The organism is Paenibacillus sp. FSL R5-0766, assembly GCF_037971845.1.
Lineage (GTDB): Bacteria > Bacillota > Bacilli > Paenibacillales > Paenibacillaceae > Paenibacillus.
In genome coordinates this window covers 514830-533939 of record NZ_CP150227.1, presented here as the reverse complement: position 1 = coordinate 533939, position 19110 = coordinate 514830, and the positions used below count along the sequence as shown (strand labels likewise).

16 protein-coding genes and 1 riboswitch are annotated in these 19110 nt (G+C 47.5%); of the genes, 1 reads left to right on the top strand and 15 read right to left on the bottom strand.

Annotated features, from left to right (window positions below; genetic code table 11):
* Positions 1-54 precede the first annotated feature (54 nt).
* A complete protein-coding gene (locus MKY66_RS02495; RefSeq protein ID WP_076215960.1) occupies positions 55-1815 on the top strand; it encodes an alpha-glycosidase in 1761 nt (586 codons plus the stop codon).
* Positions 1816-1997: 182 nt separating this feature from the next.
* On the opposite strand, the gene sdaAA is transcribed toward MKY66_RS02495, so the two are convergent.
* The 15 genes from sdaAA to MKY66_RS02420 all read right to left on the bottom strand — a co-directional run bounded on the left by sdaAA (position 1998) and on the right by MKY66_RS02420 (position 18961).
* Positions 1998-2975 (bottom strand): L-serine ammonia-lyase, iron-sulfur-dependent, subunit alpha, encoded by a 978-nt coding sequence (sdaAA, locus tag MKY66_RS02490; RefSeq protein ID WP_076215963.1) that lies wholly within the window; start codon positions 2973-2975, stop codon positions 1998-2000.
* A complete protein-coding gene (gene sdaAB / locus MKY66_RS02485; protein ID WP_076215966.1) occupies positions 2965-3654 on the bottom strand; it encodes an L-serine ammonia-lyase, iron-sulfur-dependent subunit beta in 690 nt (229 codons plus the stop codon). The genes sdaAA and sdaAB overlap by 11 nt, the downstream gene beginning before the upstream one ends.
* Before the next feature lie 278 nt (positions 3655-3932).
* A riboswitch (glycine riboswitch) is annotated at positions 3933-4057 on the bottom strand.
* Between the two features lie 134 nt (positions 4058-4191).
* Positions 4192-4536, bottom strand: coding sequence for a hypothetical protein (locus MKY66_RS02480; protein ID WP_339806792.1), 345 nt, complete (start codon positions 4534-4536; stop codon positions 4192-4194).
* Positions 4537-4739: 203 nt separating this feature from the next.
* Positions 4740-5114, bottom strand: a complete 375-nt coding sequence (locus MKY66_RS02475; RefSeq protein WP_076215969.1) for a hypothetical protein — start codon at positions 5112-5114, stop codon at positions 4740-4742.
* A 179-nt stretch (positions 5115-5293) separates the two neighbouring features.
* On the bottom strand, positions 5294-6457 hold the full coding sequence (locus tag MKY66_RS02470; protein WP_339806790.1) for a hypothetical protein: 1164 nt from the start codon (positions 6455-6457) through the stop codon (positions 5294-5296).
* Positions 6393-7883 (bottom strand): HAMP domain-containing sensor histidine kinase, encoded by a 1491-nt coding sequence (locus MKY66_RS02465; RefSeq protein ID WP_076215974.1) that lies wholly within the window; start codon positions 7881-7883, stop codon positions 6393-6395. The genes MKY66_RS02470 and MKY66_RS02465 overlap by 65 nt, the downstream gene beginning before the upstream one ends.
* Positions 7880-8590 carry a response regulator transcription factor gene (locus tag MKY66_RS02460; RefSeq protein WP_076215977.1) on the bottom strand — a complete coding sequence of 237 codons (711 nt, stop codon included), beginning with the start codon at positions 8588-8590 and terminating at the stop codon, positions 7880-7882. Before MKY66_RS02460 ends, MKY66_RS02465 begins: the two co-directional genes overlap by 4 nt.
* A gap of 192 nt (positions 8591-8782) precedes the next feature.
* A complete protein-coding gene (locus tag MKY66_RS02455) occupies positions 8783-9775 on the bottom strand; it encodes a phosphotransferase (protein WP_076216085.1) in 993 nt (330 codons plus the stop codon).
* Between the two features lie 219 nt (positions 9776-9994).
* Positions 9995-10750 (bottom strand): phosphate ABC transporter ATP-binding protein PstB, encoded by a 756-nt coding sequence (gene pstB, locus MKY66_RS02450; RefSeq protein WP_036616781.1) that lies wholly within the window; start codon positions 10748-10750, stop codon positions 9995-9997.
* 12 nt (positions 10751-10762) lie between these two features.
* A complete protein-coding gene (pstA, locus tag MKY66_RS02445; protein WP_026081329.1) occupies positions 10763-11650 on the bottom strand; it encodes a phosphate ABC transporter permease PstA in 888 nt (295 codons plus the stop codon).
* Positions 11651-11652: 2 nt separating this feature from the next.
* On the bottom strand, positions 11653-12561 hold the full coding sequence (gene pstC, locus MKY66_RS02440) for a phosphate ABC transporter permease subunit PstC (RefSeq protein WP_100528178.1): 909 nt from the start codon (positions 12559-12561) through the stop codon (positions 11653-11655).
* Between the two features lie 142 nt (positions 12562-12703).
* Positions 12704-13630: a phosphate ABC transporter substrate-binding protein PstS family protein gene (locus MKY66_RS02435; RefSeq protein ID WP_036673206.1), complete on the bottom strand. Its 927-nt coding sequence runs from the start codon at positions 13628-13630 to the stop codon at positions 12704-12706.
* A 566-nt stretch (positions 13631-14196) separates the two neighbouring features.
* A complete protein-coding gene (locus MKY66_RS02430; protein ID WP_076215979.1) occupies positions 14197-15489 on the bottom strand; it encodes an arsenic transporter in 1293 nt (430 codons plus the stop codon).
* A gap of 152 nt (positions 15490-15641) precedes the next feature.
* On the bottom strand, positions 15642-17729 hold the full coding sequence (locus MKY66_RS02425) for a methyl-accepting chemotaxis protein (protein WP_083657352.1): 2088 nt from the start codon (positions 17727-17729) through the stop codon (positions 15642-15644).
* 173 nt (positions 17730-17902) lie between these two features.
* Positions 17903-18961 carry an EAL domain-containing protein gene (locus MKY66_RS02420; protein ID WP_076215982.1) on the bottom strand — a complete coding sequence of 353 codons (1059 nt, stop codon included), beginning with the start codon at positions 18959-18961 and terminating at the stop codon, positions 17903-17905.
* Between the last annotated feature and the right edge of the window lie 149 nt (positions 18962-19110).

Here is a 19110-nt window from a genome sequence, read left to right as displayed (position 1 = left end):
AATCAAGTCTACCAAGTACATACTATATCCACACCTGACGGGAGGAAATTCATTATGCTGCTGGAAGCCATCTATCATCAACCGAAACGAAACTGGGCCTATGCCTATGACCAAGATACAATCCATCTGCGCCTGCGTGCCAAAAAGAATGATCTGACCGAGGTACATGCCCTGACCGGGGATAAATATTCGTGGGATGCAACCAAAGCGCTGGTTCCTTTAACAAAGTTCACCTCTGACTCCATGTTCGATTATTACGAGGGTGAGGTGAAACCTCCCTACCACCGACTGAAATACTCTTTTCTGCTCAGAAACGGAGACGAACAGATCTGGATGACCGAGACGGGCTTCCAGGAAGAAGAACCGGACGATCCGGGTCGTATGTTCCAGTTCCCTTATATTCATGCCGGAGCTGTATTCACAACCCCTGCGTGGGTTAAGGATGCGGTGTTCTATCAGATTTTTCCCGAACGATTCGCCAACGGCAACCCGGATATTAGTCCGGAAAAGGTAGAGCCGTGGGGCGGTGAGCCAACACCTTTCAATTTCTTCGGCGGTGACCTTCAGGGCGTGATCGACCATCTGGATTACCTCAGCGATCTTGGCATTAATGCGATCTACTTCACACCCATCTTCGAAGCCACCACCAATCACAAATACGATACCGAGGACTACCTGCGGGTAGACCGGCACTTTGGTGACGCAGATACCGTGAAACGACTGGTCGAGCTGTGCCATGCACGTGGAATTCGCGTACTTCTGGATGCTGTGTTCAACCATTCCGGGAAGACATTTGCGCCGTTTGTGGATGTGCAGAAGAACGGAGAACAATCCAAATACAAGGACTGGTTCCATGTACATGAATACCCGCTGGACGTGAAGGATGGCATGCCTACATATGAGACCTTCGGATTCGAAGCGCACATGCCAAAGCTGAATACGGAGAATGCCGAGGTTAAGGCCTATCTGCTGGAGGTTGCCGAGTATTGGATCAAGGAAGTGGGTGCGGACGGATGGCGGCTGGATGTGGCAGACGAAGTGGACGATGCATTCTGGCGTGACTTCCGCCGTGTAGTAAAAGCCGCTAATCCGGATGCCTACATTCTGGGCGAAGTATGGAACGAGTCTTCTTCCTGGCTGCAAGGTGACCAGTTCGATGCGTCCATGAACTATCCGTTTACCGATGCCGTGAATGCTTTTTTTGTAAAAAATACAATGCACGCCGAACAGTTCGCAAACTCCATCGGGCGACAGTTATCCCGTTATCCCCTTCAGGCCAGCGAAGTGGCGTTTAACTTGCTGGACAGCCACGATACCCCGCGGCTGCTCACGCTGTGTGAAGGCGACCAGCGCAAGATGAAGCTGGCTGCGTTATTCCAGTTCAGTTACATGGGTGCGCCATGCATCTATTACGGAGACGAGATTGGCATGGACGGTGAGCATGATCCGGGCTGCCGTAAATGCATGGAATGGGATGAAGCGAAGCAGGACCGAGAGTTGTTCGAGTTTTATCAGAAACTGATCTCCCTGCGTCATGCTCATCCTGCCCTGCGTGCAGAAGGCACCGTTCGTTTCTTGCAGGCTCGTCCCGATGGTAGCCAACTGGTATTGGAGCGACAAAATGAGGAGGAACGCATTCTGGTTCTGTTCAATCGATCAGAAGAGACAGCTATTGTCGAGCTGGAGGCTGGTGACGAGGAATGGACCGAGTTATTCGGCGGAAACCATCGTACCGCCAAGGAAGATGGCGTACTCGCCATTGAACTGCCCGCGTATGGATATGCCGTACTGAGTACGGCTGTGAGTCAGAACTAGAGTCATAATACACATTCATCTGAAGTCACATCTAAGTAGCCTGTCTTCGCTTCATCTGGCAGCATAAAACAAGCGTCCTGCATAACCCGGATTCGGGTTCGCGGACGCTTGTTTTGTAATTTTGTATTCGCCGTTATACACCATAATGTCACTGATTTATATATCGGTGGTCCCGGTTCAGCTTAAACCTGTGTATCCTTGTCCACTTGAGCATTGTCCGCCCCACTTGTAGTTGTGTCAGAATCCGCTGGCTTCGACTCCTGCTCAGGCTCGGCACGCTTTGCCTTTGGTTTAGCCAACTTCTGCATCATTTTGCGGCCGGTTGGTGTCTGGGCCAGTCCACCTTGGGCTGTCTCCCGATGTCGGCTCGGCATCGCACTGCCAACTTCCAGCATGACATCGATGACTTCGTCTGATGGAATGGCACTACGCACTCCGGCCAAGGCCATGTCAGCTGCAGCCAGCGCCGTAACTGCACCCAGTCCATTACGGACGATGCACGGGATTTCAACGAGGCCTGCGACCGGATCGCAGATAAGGCCCAGTGTATTTTTTAACGCCAAACCAACGGCATGAACGACCTGTTCCGGTGTACCTCCACGCAGTTCAACCATGGCACCCGCAGCCATGCCAATAGCGGAACCCACTTCCGCCTGACAGCCACCTTCGGCACCGGAGATAAATGAATTGTTGGCAATAACATAACCAATCGCTCCCGCACAGAACAACCCGTTCACCAAATGTTCGTCCGTCCAGCCAAATCGCTCCTGTGAGCTGATAAACACACCCGGGATGATGCCGCAGGAACCGGCTGTTGGTGTTGCCACAATCCGGCCCATGGAGGCATTCACTTCAGATACACACAGGGCATACGCCATGGCAAGTGCGGAAGCATCTCCTGAGCAAGTCTCACCCTTGCGAATGTACTCGGCCATTTTTTTACCGTCTCCACCTGTTAACCCACTGCGTGATGTTGTATCTTCCGTTAACCCTTTGCGTACCGCTTCCTTCATCACCTGATAATATTCAGACATCTGCTTCACAACATCCGCTTCCGGTGTATTGGTCTCCTGAACCTGCTCCTCGATCATCAGCTGAGCAATGGTTTTGGATTCCGCTGTACAGATCGTATTCAGTTCGTGTAAATGTTTAAATCGCATCCGAATCAACTCCTCTCTTCAAATCGATAACACGAATGTCCAGCACATGGTCGAGCTCCTTTAGACGCTTGAGCATATCAGGATTAGGCACACCATCCATTTCCATTGCGGTAAGCGCTTCGCCATCACGGGCTTTCCGGTCCACCTGCATATACCCGATGTTAACCCCGGATGAACTGATCGTGGACGTCACTGACGCGAGTACGCCCGCTTTATCCGCATGCCGCAGAACGAGTGTTGGGAACTCACCACTAATCTGAACACGAAAATCATTCATCAAATGAACCGATACACTGCCACCACCAATGGATGCACCGATTAAGGAGCAGGTACGTTCTCCATGCCACAACTCAATTTTGACCGTATTAGGATGAGGAGCAGGCAGACCGCTTGTATAAAACTCAACCTCCATACCCGCTTCCTCTGCGTATTGCTCTGCATCCGGGATACGCGGATCGTCTGTGACATAATCCAGCAGACCGCCGATCAGTGCCAGATCTGTTCCGTGCCCCTGATACGTATCAGCGAATGAACCGTATAACGTCAGCCGTGCACGATCCGGGGTACAACCCAGCCACTGACGAGCAATTCTCCCTAACCTTGCCGCACCAGCTGTATGTGAACTTGAAGGCCCCGTCATCGATGGACCAATAATTGAGAAAACATCTTTAAATCGCACTTGTAACCCTCCATTATTAATCATGATTCATATTTGTAAAATGTATTCGTCATTTTGATCCAAGAGTTTCATCCACAATGTTGCTTTTTTAGGATATGATGACATCAAAAAAGGACAGAAGAAGGCCTTAGGCCCTCTCTCTGTCCTCGATACCTGAGAGTTTCACGATCAGCAGTGTCTCACGACAAGGTGCATTGTCTGCAATTACAGACAAGGTCACCGGACTGACTGATCATATACCCCTTGGGTGGCGCAGTTCGCGCACTCTCCAGAGTTGCGTCCAACGATGGTACATTTACCTGAGAGATTAACGACTGCATCGGGTGCGCAGCAGCTTGCTCCTTCGGTGCCTGAGCACTAGCCATTGTGCTCGGCTAATCCAGGTCTCTCCCGCTCGTTATCATCCGCTGTATTATCTTAATTTGATTCGAATTGGTATATTTCTAAATTTTTGATCAAGTATACCCATAGAGTAATGTACAATATCATTTATGTCAACAAAAGTAACGTGTAATTATCATAAGTTCGATGTCTATTCTAGCTGAAGCGAATAGCATTAATATTTCTCACTTCTGCTGAGGCACTCGTGACGTTGCTAGATGTCGTAAATTGGACACTTACCGTATATGCGTTAGTCGTTGTAACAGGGGCAGTATCCACATAAGTGTTGGAGGAAAGAAATCTGACTGTACCCGCAGGGCTCGCTGATCTGGCAAGCGTTAGCTGGTTAATCAACACTCCGTTTCGCCTCAGGTTAATATTATACACAACACTCCAATTTGCTGTTACAACTACAGCCACTTGCGTAATATTGTCTATTTTCACCCGCTGGCCTGCTACTACAGGTACATTAAGTGTCTGAATGGTCGTTTCACCGGTCAATGGAAGAGGCAATGCCGTTGTCTGACTGTCAGCAAACAGGCTAGAATCCGCAGGAGCAGAAGCTGCTGTCGATCCGGTCGCTCCTGTTGCACCAGTGATTCCAGTCGTTCCCGTTACGCCTGTCGCACCTGTAACGCCTGTAACCCCTGTAGGACCAGTTGTTCCCGCAACCCCTGCTGTCCCCGTAGCTCCAGTCGCACCCGTTACCCGACTAGACCGGGGTCCGCTCCTAACAATTCCTCAGACACCAAACGATGTGCCGTTACCAGTTGACCGTTCTCGTTTTTCCTCCATACGGAAATCTGAACTTCATCCTCCGTATCATCACCTGTGATAAATATAAACTCAAATGCATCTAAACCTGCATAATAGTCTTTTGTTATAACCTGGTTAGGCAAAACATTAAACAATTCCTCAACGTATAATGTGCGTACACCTACCAAATAATATCCTTGAACAAGAACTGTATAAATACTAATCGTATTCCGATTATCCAGCCTTACCGTAATTCTCTGGGTAGGATGCCCATTTCCCGCAACAATGTTATTTTCTATTGGCCCTGTTGAAATAACAGCCATCCTGCGATGCCCCCTTCTCCTGCCTGCATCACCAAATCAAGATTGTGTCTTCTATAAATATGCTTATTGAACTGTAAACGTGAAGTTGCCCTCTTGCCAGATATCCACCACATCAAAAGGAGAATATACAAAAAAGCTGCCGCTTCGTTTCTGCGGCAACCTTATTATTATTCTTTAGCTCATCTAGACGGATTGGGAAGGGTCATCAGTTCTTCCGCCCAAGCTTGCAGCTTTGCCTTTGTCCATCCTTCGTTTTCACCCATGATGGAGTACCGCAAGCCATTCTCACTCCATGATATGTTCCGAATGCTCTTCATATATGAACCCTCGGTGTTACGAACCTTAATCTCGGCTTCATCCGGTATTAGTGTATCGTCCACATTTTCTTCCGGCATCTTGAATACCGTCAGGCTGACTTCTACCTTGTCGTTACTTACATAATACAAGGTTACTTCATCTCTGCTCAGCTCACCGCGCGATGTAGACATTTCGATCCGTGATAGTTCGAATTCTCCACTCATGTCCTGTAGGAACGGCTGTTCCAACGCTTTTTCCGCTTCCTCTAGGGTCACTTCGGAATTCTGCATCATATCGTTCAAATCCTTCACATCGACCTCCTTAGGGATGTCAATTACGAAAGTATCGTTTGTGAATTCAGGGTCATACTGAATCGGATCATAGACCATTTCTGATTTTCCATCCCCATACGCGCTGTTTGCTTTGACAATCATCCACGTTTTGGGATCTACCCAATACTCTGAAGATATGGAGAATGCGCCTTCTTCTTTTGGTGTCAATTCAATATGAATGACGTCCTGTCCGTGAAGTTTCTCCTGTCCCATCATATTCACATCATGCGTAGTACGTAACCGCTCTAGTTGATCGAGCAATATTTGCTTCTGGGTTTGATTAGGTTGTTGTGACACGGATGATGCATCCATGGAATATGCTGCCCCTGTTTCTTTTTCATATATGATGATCTTCTTTCCATCATTAACTGCGTAACTGACATTGCCATTCTCTGATGTTTCCGTGCGCTTTCGTCCGGTTTCACCATCTACCCATTCCTTAATTTGCATCGTGTTAGTCAGCTTGTCATCCGCCCATATCTTCATCACACCTTCCGCATAATACGAGGCGGGTTCTGTTTCTGCTGAGACAACCTTCTCAATCATCTCATCTCCTGACATAGCCAGCATATCCTTCTCCGCGCAACCTCCAAGCAAGGCGCCTGCCAACATAGCAGTACCCAGCATCATCCATCCTTTTTTCATCATCTTATCCACCCTCTCTGCGTTTACATTCTCCATGTTCAGGCAATCGGCATGCTGCCAGCGTTCCATATCCTTCGTATGACCACATGCGCATATCCCCTCCGTGCTTTATTGCAACCCGTTTGGCTATACTCAATCCCAATCCCGAACCACCTGCATACGTCTTCTCCTCCTGATTCTGGTGTTGAACATAGGGTTCGAAGATACGAATGAGCTGTTCCTCAGGAATAGCAGGACCTTCATTTTGTACTATAATCAATGTTGCTCCCGCCCTGTAGTTATCCAATTCAGCTCCAAGCGAAGGAATAATCCATTCAGGAAGCTCCCAATCTGAAGCAATAACCCCTAGTCCCATTACACCGTTCGTCCTTGTGTGGCGTAGTGCATTATTTATCAGATTATCTGTCAGGCGCATCAGTTGTTCGGGATGAACTCGGTACAGTTGATCTGTGCGGACATCCATCTTCACGTCAATCTGACCACGCTCTGCAAGTCCCTCATAGCTCCCAAGCAGCATATCAAAAAACTCTTCACCTTCCACCTTAACCATGGCCATCTCCGATTCACTGGAACCCAGCGCCGTATACATCTCAAGTTCACTAATCATCTGTTTCATCCGCTCCACATTTCCGAGCAGCACATCCTGATATTCCTGCCTTTCAAGTCGTTTCAGTTGACGATCACCGTTAAGTACTTCCGTATAGGCACTAATGGACATCAACGGTGTTTTCAGATCATGGGATAACGAGGCGATCATGAGCTCTTTTTCTTTTTGCTCCCTCTCCACATCGGCCTGAGTATGTCTGATCTTGTCTTGCATTGCATCAAACTGTTGGAGCAAGATGCCCATTTCATCATGACGAACAGGTACCACATCCGTAGCAGCCTCTCCCCGTGCAAAAGCATCCATTCGTTCTATGAGATATTTCATCGGCCGAAAGAGCTTTCGGGATAGCAGCCACAGCACTGTTCCGTATAACAGGATAAAGAAAGTAGCAGCGAGACTCATGACCCAGGTAGTCCGCAAGGATATGCCTTCCAGCCAATCTCCACGCAGCATGACGATTTCGTAAATACCCACCAATTCGCCTTTTTCCCATACGGGTTTCTTCAACGAGAATGTACGATGACGAATCTGTAAGTTGTACAAATTACGATACAGCTCCGCCCCCCCAACGGTGTAAGCTCCAGCAGACCATGTACTCCCCCCTGATGTGTACACCCGAATCCCTGTTGGTAAATACAGATCAAAGTTCACCCGACCATTCTCCAATTCGGCGAGTGCAGCGAAAGCATCAGGCGAGTGCAGCTGGTACAGTCCCGGGTCAGATAAAGCCAGTTCAATAGGAGCCAATTGTCCGGACAACTCTACATATTCCGTTACGGCACGCTGATCATTGTAATAGTTATACAGGGAGTACAGCGCCCACCCAGCGACGACAGGCAGCAGCATTACAATGAGGAAGGCAAGCATTAACCAGTACTTCAACTTCATTCCTCAGGCTCCCCCACAAACCGGTAACCACTGCCCCATACCGTCTGAATCCAGCGTGGATGATGGGGCTCGTCACCAAGCTTGGCCCGAAGGCTCTTCACATGAACTGTGACTGTACTCGAGTTCCCCGCCTCTGGCTGACTCCAGACATGTTCATACAGCTCCGCCTTGGTAAACACCCGGCCTGGATGAGAAGCAAGCAGTATGAGCAAAGCCCATTCCTTGTTGGTTAGTGCCACATGTTCTCCATGAACCTGTGCGCGCTGATTCAAATAATCAATCGATAACCCATCGTTATACTGCCGATCTGTCGAATCCGGCTCTACGCCCTGATATCTGCGGTACCTGTTCAGATGAGATTTAATGCGGGCAGTAAGTTCCGCTAGACTGAAGGGTTTCGTAATATAATCGTCAGCTCCCAGCCCAAGCCCCCTGACTTTGCTCTCTTCCTCGATTCGAGCACTCATCATGAGCAGCGGAACATCGCTGATCAGTCTAATGTTTTTGCATACCGTGAACCCATCCATTTCCGGCAGCATCAGATCCAGCAGGACTAATTGATAAGTCCCTTCCCTGAAGTCTTCCCAGCTCTCCAAACCGCTTGATGCCCAAGTTACCCCATAACCCTCATGACGTAGATGATCTCTCAAAATACGGGCAATCTCCGGATCATCCTCCACCAGCAATATATTCTCGCTGTCTCTCATCGCTGCTTCATCCTCCCATGACTATATTGTAGCTAAGAAAAGTTGACTCTCCTCAGAGTTTATACTTTCTTCATAAATGTCCATTACGATCGTTATCTAATACATGCAAAAAGAGCACCCCGATTGTTCAGGACGCCCAGGTAATATTCACAATCTTAATCCTAAGTTATAGCTCCTAGAAAAGGAAACACCTCATAACTCATAGAAGATGCTCTCGTTCTGTACATAGGGTCTGCAATACTTGCTGCACAGCTTCGGCATGCGGTCTTTCATCCATTCGTGCCTCGACTCATTCGCCATCTGAAAGGCATAATAACCCAGTGTAAAGATCAACATGAACCCTTCCATTAATCGGATATCACGATCCGTCAGTGGCGCGATCTGTTTGGTATAACCGGATAAGAATATGTCACGTTCCTCCCGATTGAACATAAGTGCTGCCCCTCCGGCATCAAAAAGATAATAACCATAACCGTGTAGACAAAAATCAATCATGGATATCCCCTGATCCGTTATCAGCAGATTGTTGCGAGTAATATCCCCATGAATGATCCCCCATGTCCCTGCGTGCTGCGGGTATGTTTCTAACTGTTCATTAATGTTCTCAAACGTCTCACGAAGCAGATCAAAGTCTTCCGTTGTAAAAATCCCCAGTCGGACGCCTTCCTCTAGCTGCCCTAGCATGACCAAGTTCTCATGGATGTTGCCATATGCCGGCCGCACCTTTGTTCGATCTGTCTGATTCTGCTCACGCCCATATTGATGAAGCATCTGCAGTTGTGCCCCAAGATCATAGATCTGCTCCGTTGTCAGGCGTTCTCCCTGCTGGATGTCCCTTCCCTCAATCCACTCCAGTACTGTACAGCAGATTTCTTTACCCACTTCACTTTTCCATACCGTGACCCAGTCTCCCGATACATTCCGTACCGGATGCTGCACGCGCAATGCCGTCGTTGCATTTAACTCATGAAGCAGGTTCATCTCTGCCTCCAGCGCAGGAAGCGTATGCTGAATGCCTGTCATACTTGCATATGCGGCTTGATGGATACGTAGCAGATACTTCTGCCCGCTTGCTTCATCGACGACATGATATGTCAGATTCTCATTATGACGAATATATGAAACGACAGGTTTCTCAATAGTGTAGTTCTGTATAATCTGAGCTGCCATATGGTCGTAATACATCAGATCCGTAGTGATGATCAACATCTCCTTCAAAATAATGTAAACGTTCTCTTCACACTAAATATCGTAGCATGATTGTTTTACATACAGCAAATTCTTCCAAAATGGAATTAAAAAAGCACAACCCCCGAACAACCGTTCAGGCATTGTGCTTTCTTTTGTCTCTATTTATCTCTTAATCTCTCTGTCTGTTGCTCTATGTGACACTCCATGATCCAATTAACCGAAACGACCCATAATGTATTCTTGCGTCAGACGATTGTCCGGGTTCGTGAAAATATGCTCTGTATCCCCGTGCTCAATCATGCTTCCCAGATAGAAATAAGCTGTATAATCCGAGATGCGTGCCGCCTGCTGCATGTTATGGGTAACAATAACAATCCGCAGCTCCTTCTTGAGCTCGGTAATCAACTCTTCAACTTTACCCGTAGATACTGGATCAAGGGCAGATGCTGGCTCGTCGAGCAGCAGAATCTGCGGTTCAACAGACAAAGCGCGAGCGATACACAGGCGCTGCTGTTGTCCGCCAGAGAGAGACAGAGCTGACTCATGCAGTCTGTCTTTCACTTCGTCCCAGAGCGCAGCACGGCGCAAGCTTTTTTCCACAATTTCATCCAGTGCCTTCTTACTCTTCGTACCGCGGTAGCGGGGGCCAAACGCGATATTGTTGTAGATGGACTTATGAAAAGGATTTGGCTTCTGCCACACCATGCCAATCTTCTGGCGAAGCTTGATTACATCGGTTCCAGGCTCATTCAGATCGTTCCCGTCCATCCAGATATGTCCCTCTGTACGGGAACCGGCAATCTCGTCATTCATCCGGTTGAGTGACCGGAGGAACGTGGATTTACCGCAACCAGACGGCCCAATAAGAGCCGTTACGCTTGCTTCAGGAAACGTCAGGCTAATCTGCTTGACCGCCTGAAAATGTCCATAATATATGCTTAACTGTTCCGTACCAAAAGGTATGGCCATGTTGGTTCCTCCTTATTTCGAAGCTGTCATGCGGCGGAATACAACCCGACCGATCCAGCGTGCACTTAGATTGAACGCCAGCACGAGAATGACAAGCACGGCGGATGCCCCTGCTGCCACTTCTTTGGAATCTGGCCCAATACCTTCACTATTCACTTTCCAGATATGGACAGCTAGTGTCTCTGCCGGACGGAAAGGATTAAGCGGTGATCTTGGACTCGTCGGATTCCAATCTGTAAAGTCCAATGGTGGACTACTCATACCTGCGGTGAACATCAGCGCGGCTGCTTCACCGAAGATCCGGCCCGATGCCAGGATCGTACCCGTAATCAAGCTTGGCAATGCCACAGGCAACAGAATCGAAGTGATAATCTTCCACTTGGACAGTCCAAGCGCCAGACCTGCTTCCTTCTGTTCCTTCGGAACGGCCCGGAAGGCCTGCTCCGTTGTCCGTACCATCAGTGGCAAGTTAAAGATCGCCAGAGCCAAGGCACCCGAGATCAGGGAGAAACCAAGACCAAATTGATTTACTAACAGCAAGAGACCAAACAAACCGATAACGATGGACGGGAATGATGACAATACTTCAACGACCAGACGAATGAAGCTGGTAATCTTGCCTGGCTTGGCGTATTCCGCCATGTAAATCCCGCCACCCCATCCGAGTGGAATGGTAACAATCAAGGTCAGGACAAGCAAGAATACGGAGTTGAAGAGCTGTGGACCAATCCCGCCGCCACCCTTAAGCAACTGTGGTGCGCTTGTCAGGAAGTTCCAGCTAATATGCCCAATGCCTCTATACATGATGAAGCCAAGCAGACCGAGCAATAGAATAACAATGAACAGGGCCAGTACAACAATAACGGATGTTGCAATTTTATCTACCGTCTTTGCCTTCATTTTCATACCCGGTTTCTCCTTTCAAGCAGGCGAACCAGAATGACGAAGACAAATGTCATCACCAACAGGACAAGCGCCATACTCCACAGTGCATTGTTATGAACAGAACCCATCGTGGTGTTACCCATGCTGAGTGTAATTACACTTGTTAATGTTGAAGCCGATTCGAGCAAGGATGTTGGAACATGCGGAGCATTACCGATAACCATCTGCACAGCAAGAGCCTCACCAAATGCACGGGCCATACCCAAAACGACACCTGTCAACAAAGCTGGCAAAGTCGTTGGGATAATGACACGGTAGATGGTTTGCCAGCGAGTGGCACCCAGTGCGTAGGAGGATTCACGCAATCCTTTTGGCAACGCGGACAATGCATCTGCCATAATACTTGTTACCGTAGGAAGAATCATTACCGCGAGAACAAGACATCCGGCTGCAATCCCGACGCCTGTTCCACCAAAGATACTGCGAAGCAAAGGTACGATGACACTCAGACCGATAAATCCGTATACAACGGATGGAATTCCGGACAAGAGCTCAATCGCAGGCTGCAAGATCTTTTTGCCTTTACCCGGGACAATCTCTGTCATGAAGAGCGCTGCACACAGGCCAAGCGGACTTGCGATCAATGCTGCAAGCAAGGTTGTAATGAAAGAACCTGTGATGAACGGTAATGCCCCGTAGAACGCGGGTTCTCCGGTCGGATTCCACGTTTTTCCACCAAGGAATTCACTGATGCTTATTCCATTTTGGAAAAATGTGGATAGTCCCTTGGACGCTACAAAATAAACAATGGAAAACATGACAACGATCAGGAAAACGACACAAATCGACGTATAGATCCGTCCCGTCCACTCTTCCCAATAATGTTTCTCTTTTAAGGGCCGGCGCGGTTTCAACTTGTTATTCATTACCGTTCCCCCTTCGGTCTGTTCCATAACAACCATCCTTCTATAGTAGAATTAATGCAAAATATGGGATTATTTTAGAGCAAACCGCGTAAAGAGGCGGGACCTAAGTCCGCCTCTTTCGCTGTATGCGCAAGTTCAAAGATTACTCAACCACATTACCTGCTGCATCGCGTTTTACTTTCATACCTGACATTGGAATGTATCCAAGTTCTGTCACGTCATTTTGTTGAATTTCGTCACTCAAGATGTAGTCCAGGAATGCTTGTGTTGCTGCATCTGGCTTACCTTTTGTGTACATGTGCTCGTAAGCCCACACTGGATAAGTTCCTGCTTCTACGTTCTCAACTGTTGCTTCTACACCTTCGTATTTCAACACTTGCAAGCTGTCATCCAAGTAAGACAAGGCAAGGTAACCAATAGCACCTGGCGTTTCAGATACCAATTTTTTTACGTTACCAGAAGAATCTTCTTGAATCGAACCTTGGATATCACCCATTTTTGCACCCAATGCATACTTCTCAAAAGTTGCACGAGTACCGGAACTGCTCGGACGGTTTACAATAACAATTGCTTTATCCGCGCCGCCAACGTCTTTCCAGTTCGTTACTTTACCGGAGAAGATGTCGATCAATTGTTGCTTCGTCAAATCTTCTACACCTGCATCTTTGTTACTAACTGGTGCCATAGCTACTACTGCTACTTGATGGTCAACCAATTCTTTTACTTTGGCTTCGTCCTCCAGTTTCTCTTCTGCAAATACATCAGAGTTACCGATTGTAGCTTGTCCGTCAGATACTTGTGTCAAACCAGTACCACTACCGCCACCTTGAACTTGAACCGTTACGTTCTTATATTCATCAACTGCCATAAATTTCTGTCCAGCTTGTTCTACCAGAGGTAGCAATGCTGTCGATCCGACTGCCAGAATGTTACCACTAAGCTCAGTAGCAGCTTCTCCTGATCCATTGCTTGCGGCACCCTCTGTACCAGCGTCATTTTTCGATCCGCATGCTGCGAGTACCAGTACGAACGTTAAGGTCATCAAAATAAACGGCAACTTTTTAAACATGTTTTGTTTTCCTCCCCCAATGTAGTGATGGCGTTTTGTGAATTTGTTTGTTCACCATCAACTCTTTACTCATTGTAGTTTCGGTATGTCATCTTAAAATCAGTGTTTTGTAAACGCAATGTTAAAAATATCGGCATCATTTTGAAATTTCTGGGATTCAATCTGGCGCTGAAGTGGCCGCTCCGGTAACGGACGTTGTTTCAATCGCTGTTATCCCCGGATCTATATGATTTACTATTCCCAAGGAATACATCCGTGGATAAAGGCGAACGCTTCGCTTTTCCACAATCGTTCCGTTCCCTTCGCTGTGTCAGCGCTCGTTGAATCTCAGGCATCTCAATCTCCTGCCTGGGAATTAGGCAAAGATGGCCAGCCCTATAATAGGCTGACCTGATGTAAATGCTTAAGTACTTAGTAGAGAAACAGAATTCATTTCTTCTATAGAAGGTACAAAAGCAGGAAATAAAAAAACTGCCTCGCTGCCAGTGCGTAGCACCAGCTGTGAGAGCAGCCTTTTACATTACAACAGATTATCGTATTGATACTTAATGTAAAATCTAATTTTACTAACCTAAAATCCAGAGCCACAACGCCAAACCGGCCAACGTAATTAACAATGTCGGAATCGTCAGGATGATGCCTGCTTTGAAATAATACCCCCATGTGATCTTCACACCTTTACGGGATAACACATGCAGCCACAACAATGTGGCGAGTGATCCAATCGGGGTCATTTTGGGACCCAGGTCGGAACCAATGACATTGGCATAGATCAATGCTTCCTGAATGATACCTTCGGTATGTGCGCCCCGGATGGCTAGCAGGTTAATCAACACGGTCGGCAGGTTGTTCATCACCGATGATAATACAGCAGCGATGATGCCCATCCCAAGCGAAGCAGCCAGCAGACCATGCTCTGCTATGGCATCCAGCCAGCGGCTCAGATGATCCGTTAACCCTGCATTACGCAGTCCATATACGACGATATACATGCCCACCGAGAACACCACAATCGACCATGGCGCTTCCTTGATTACCCGTTTCAGATCAACAGCCTCGCTCTTGCGTGCCAATAAAGCGAACAGCAACGCAACGGAGCCAACGATAACCGACACGGGAATCGGCAGAAACTCACTGGATGCATAGGCAACCAACAACAGCCCAAGCATGAACCAGGCGATTCGGAACATCCGTGGATCACGTATCGCTTCCTTCGGGTCACGTGCAGCGGAGATGTCGTAGCGAAGGGGTATGCTTTTGCGATAGAACAAAAACAACATCCCCGTACTCGCTACGATGGAGAACAAATTGGGTACAACCATGCGTACCGCATACTCCACAAAGGTAATACCAAAGAAATCGGCCGATACAATGTTAACCAGATTGCTGACGACCAGCGGTAACGATGTGGTATCGGCGATAAACCCACTCGCCATCACAAAAGCCAGCACCATTCGCTCATCAAACTTCAATGCACGCACCATTGCCAGCACAATTGGCGTCAGAATGAGCGCGGCACCATCATTCGCGAACAGAGCAGACACCGCGCCTCCCAGCAGAATGGAGTAGAAGAACAATCTGCGACCGTCTCCTCCAGCCAGCCTTGCCATATGAAGCGCAGCCCATTCGAAGAAACCCGTCTCGTCGAGAATGAGAGAAATCATAATAATGCCGACAAAGGCCAGCGTTGCATTCCATACAATGGATGCTACATCCGAGGCATCATTTAAGCTAACAACTCCACATAACAGGGCAAGCAATGCCCCGCCAGAGGCAGTCCAACCGATACCCAACCCACGAGGTTGCCAGATCACCAAGGTGATTGTCACTACAAAAATCAGTATTGCTACGTATACCATAGAGCCTCCTGCTGTACCCTGTATCAATATATTATTTATATGCGCGGAATGACCAGACGATATATTTATACAGGGCAACAGGAACATTGTCTATCTTTATTTTCTTCTATTATAAAAGATGTGGTAAATTATAGTGTTTACAATGTTAGATTTTATACTTTGCCCTTATCCTTCGGTGTATCCTCCACCATCTTGAACATGCCAAGCAGTCCTTGTAATTGTTCCGCCATGCTGTTCAGATGTGCCGACGATGATGCGATCTCTTCTACCGATGCCAGTTGTTCTTGCGAAGATGCAGATACAGATTCTGTATTTGCAGCCGATTCCTGGGTCACATTCGAAATATCACTCATCGCCTTGGCAACGTGGGATGCACCACTCTCCAGTTGTTTCGTTGTTGCGGACAAGTCATCCAATGTATGAACAGCATCTTCCACCGCCTCCCGAATCTGAGCAAAGGATTGTCCTGACGTATTTACAGCCTGAATTCCTTCTCCCACCCGAGTCTGTGCTGCATTCATGGCGATTAGAGCGGCATCCATGTCCTGACGGATATTATGAACCACCTCACCGATCTGCGCTGCCGAACTTCCGGATTCTTCTGCCAGTTTGCGTACCTCACCGGCTACAACTGCAAACCCACGACCCGCATCCCCCGCTCTTGCCGCTTCAATAGAAGCATTTAATGCGAGCAAGTTCGTTTGTTTGGAGATGGATGCAATGACATCAACCATGCTACCAATCTCAACCGAACGGGCATTCAGAGATTGAACCACCGTCCCCAGCTGCTCCACTGTTTCCTGGATACTGTTCATCTGCTCCACAGCCTGTCCTGCTGCCTCATTACCAGAAGAAGCTGCTCCGGACGTATTCCGCATATTCGCCGTAATCGATTGCACACGCTCCGACATCATTCGAACATCTTCTGCCATTCGGCTCATCTGTCCAGATCCGTCTTTCACGCTGTTTACCTGCTGCTCTGCACCTTCAGCCAGTTCCTGAATGGCCTGTGTTGAATGTTCAATCGCTTTGGTGGTTTGTTCTGCACTCGCAGACAACTCTTGAGAAGAAGCAGATACCTGCTCTGTCGTTTCCTGTACGCCCAGAATCATCATCCGCAGGTTATCGACCATTCGTTCAAAATACTTCGCAAGTTCTCCGACTTCATCTTTACGCCCTGTTTCCATTTTCACGGTCAGATCACCTTTACTTACAGCTCTGGCTGATTCCTGCAGACGCTTGATTGGGCGCAGCATGGAGCGTGTAAACCAGATAATAAAGAGGAGCGTAAGGAACGTAGCCGCCAGAATAACAATAAATGTGGCCATACGAATATCCTTACTCGCATTGGTTATTTCACTCTTAAACATCGTGCCGGCAATTTTCCAGCCTGTTGCTTCATTTGTTGAGAAAATCATCATCTTCGGCTGATCGTTGTACACGTAATCGAATTGACCTTCTGTACCTTCATACATCTCATCCAGCAAGCCACTCGTTTCCGGCGTACCTGCATCTGCTACAGGGGATACAACATAGTTTTTGTTTGCATCCATAATAATGACGTAGCCTTCTTTGCCCACCTTAATGGATGCCTGTTCTTGCAGGTCTGTCAGGTCGAGAGACAAACCGACAACACCGGATTGGTCCTTTAATGTTTTGGAGATAAACACAACTGCAACACCATCCGTATTAACAGACACAGCGGATACAACAGCTGTACCTGGCTTTTCCATCGCTAGTTTGTACCACTCCCGCTCCCTAGGATCGTATGCATCTCCCCGTGTGCTGCTCGCTGTTGGTTTACCTCGAACCATGACTCCGTCTGTTGTTCCTACAAAAATATTCATGGCATCGGGATGCAAACCCAGGTATTGCTCCAGCTTCACCTGAAGCTCGGGACTATCGTTCTCCCCTTTGACCAGGCTCGGATCAAGGGCATCCGCGAAATAGTTAATGTCATGAATCTTATATTTCACTTGGCTTTCTACAATGGTATTGGCAGTGCTCACACTTTGCATGGCACTATCCACTAATTGTCCTTGTACGCTATCTTCGGCTATCGTTAGTGTGATCAAGCCGATCGCCAAGCTTGGCAGAAGCAGAACGGCCAGGAAGGAGACCAATAGTTTGTTCCTTATATTCCAAACAAAACCTTTCTTTTTCTTCTTTTTATTTTGATTATGTTTTGGTTTGGCAGGTTTAGCTGCTTTCATTGGTTTATTATCCTGAGTTTCACTCATGTCTTTCTCCCCCTCAAAATGTAAAAATGCCCTCTTTCTTTGTATGTATGGATCAATCTAAAAGGCTTATCTTATATATCGGCTAAATGAAGGTTTTTATTTGAGAGAAAAATGTGCAGGCACGCCAAACAAGCCACCTCTGATCAGAAGCGACTTGTACAAGGTACAGGCTACTAATTATTACATGAATTAGATGAAGTATTGCAGTACGGACCGCCTGGGGGTTGTGCCGAGGGTTTCCCAAAATAGTAGCCCTGTGCAAGCTCAATACCTATGGAACGACAGAATTCAAACTCTTCCATTCGTTCGATCCCCTCGGCAAGGACTTGCCCTCCAAATCGACTCGACATCTCAACAATATGAAGAATTTGCTGTTGTTTGGTCGAATCCTGATCACAACGGTCGATAAGACTTCGATCTATTTTGACAAAATCTGGTTCTAACCGGTTCATCAACTCTATTGTTGAATATCCGGCACCCACATCATCCAGTGCAACCGACATTCCACGGGAGCGATACACCTCAAATATTTGCTGTAAGATGGGCATATGCTGAATCTGCTCTGTTTCCACGACTTCAAACACAAAATCTTTAGGGTCCAGCGAAAGGCGTTCAATCGCTTCAAACGTATGTGTCAGACAATATTCGGGATTGTATATGGAGGAAGGCAGGAAATTTACGAAGCGTTTGACACCATGCGGTAGAAAAAGGGCACTGGTCTCAATAGCAGTAATACGCGCCAATCGATCCAGAAAAGAATGCAGTCCAGTCTCACGCGCAACTTCAAATAATTCATAGGAACTGAAGGATTTTCCATTCTCAGCAGGACGAAGCAAAAACTCATATCCGATAATCTGCTCTGATGCATCAACGATGGGTTGCATATGACTGCTGAATTGGTGCTCCAGAATAATGGAAACAAGCTCCGCATGCTTGAAACGGGACTCCTGCATGGTTAGACTAATCCAGCTTTCTTCATTAGCCTGTTCGTATATAGGCATAATCTGAACAGTTAGGGAATCACGTAATGTCGGATCCATTTCGCCGATCTTTTCTATTAAGCTCTGCACCGTCTCCAGATTCGAAAAATGCATCCACATCATGTCATCCGACGTCTCGATAAGTCTTCCCGGCGTTTGTAGCGCTTCCAGCAAAGCGGGGGAAATGGGACGCAAGTATAAGGTACCTTGGCCCTCTATAGGATAGATTGGACTGCAGCCACTGCAATTCATGTAGGACCCCCCTTGCCAATTTAGATTCCATGTCCATTAATGTTCACTTGTATATACCCAAAGTTTGTAAATATTATATCATGGGTCTTAAAATTAATCTCTACTGTTTTGATGACTTCCTGTATGACGGTTCTTGGAACAAATATATT

Coding starts and splice junctions, on each gene's coding strand:
- sdaAA (WP_076215963.1), bottom strand. CDS start 2,975: ATGCGATTTAAACATTTACACGAACTGAATACGATCTGTACAGCGGAA.
- pstC (WP_100528178.1), bottom strand. CDS start 12,561: ATGAATAACAAGTTGAAACCGCGCCGGCCCTTAAAAGAGAAACATTAT.
- MKY66_RS02475 (WP_076215969.1), bottom strand. CDS start 5,114: ATGGCTGTTATTTCAACAGGGCCAATAGAAAATAACATTGTTGCGGGA.
- MKY66_RS02435 (WP_036673206.1), bottom strand. CDS start 13,630: ATGTTTAAAAAGTTGCCGTTTATTTTGATGACCTTAACGTTCGTACTG.
- MKY66_RS02495 (WP_076215960.1), top strand. CDS start 55: ATGCTGCTGGAAGCCATCTATCATCAACCGAAACGAAACTGGGCCTAT.
- MKY66_RS02470 (WP_339806790.1), bottom strand. CDS start 6,457: ATGGAACGCTGGCAGCATGCCGATTGCCTGAACATGGAGAATGTAAAC.
- MKY66_RS02460 (WP_076215977.1), bottom strand. CDS start 8,590: ATGAGAGACAGCGAGAATATATTGCTGGTGGAGGATGATCCGGAGATT.
- MKY66_RS02455 (WP_076216085.1), bottom strand. CDS start 9,775: ATGTATTACGACCATATGGCAGCTCAGATTATACAGAACTACACTATT.
- MKY66_RS02430 (WP_076215979.1), bottom strand. CDS start 15,489: ATGGTATACGTAGCAATACTGATTTTTGTAGTGACAATCACCTTGGTG.
- pstB (WP_036616781.1), bottom strand. CDS start 10,750: ATGGCCATACCTTTTGGTACGGAACAGTTAAGCATATATTATGGACAT.
- MKY66_RS02465 (WP_076215974.1), bottom strand. CDS start 7,883: ATGAAGTTGAAGTACTGGTTAATGCTTGCCTTCCTCATTGTAATGCTG.
- pstA (WP_026081329.1), bottom strand. CDS start 11,650: ATGAAGGCAAAGACGGTAGATAAAATTGCAACATCCGTTATTGTTGTA.
- MKY66_RS02420 (WP_076215982.1), bottom strand. CDS start 18,961: ATGAATTGCAGTGGCTGCAGTCCAATCTATCCTATAGAGGGCCAAGGT.
- MKY66_RS02425 (WP_083657352.1), bottom strand. CDS start 17,729: ATGAGTGAAACTCAGGATAATAAACCAATGAAAGCAGCTAAACCTGCC.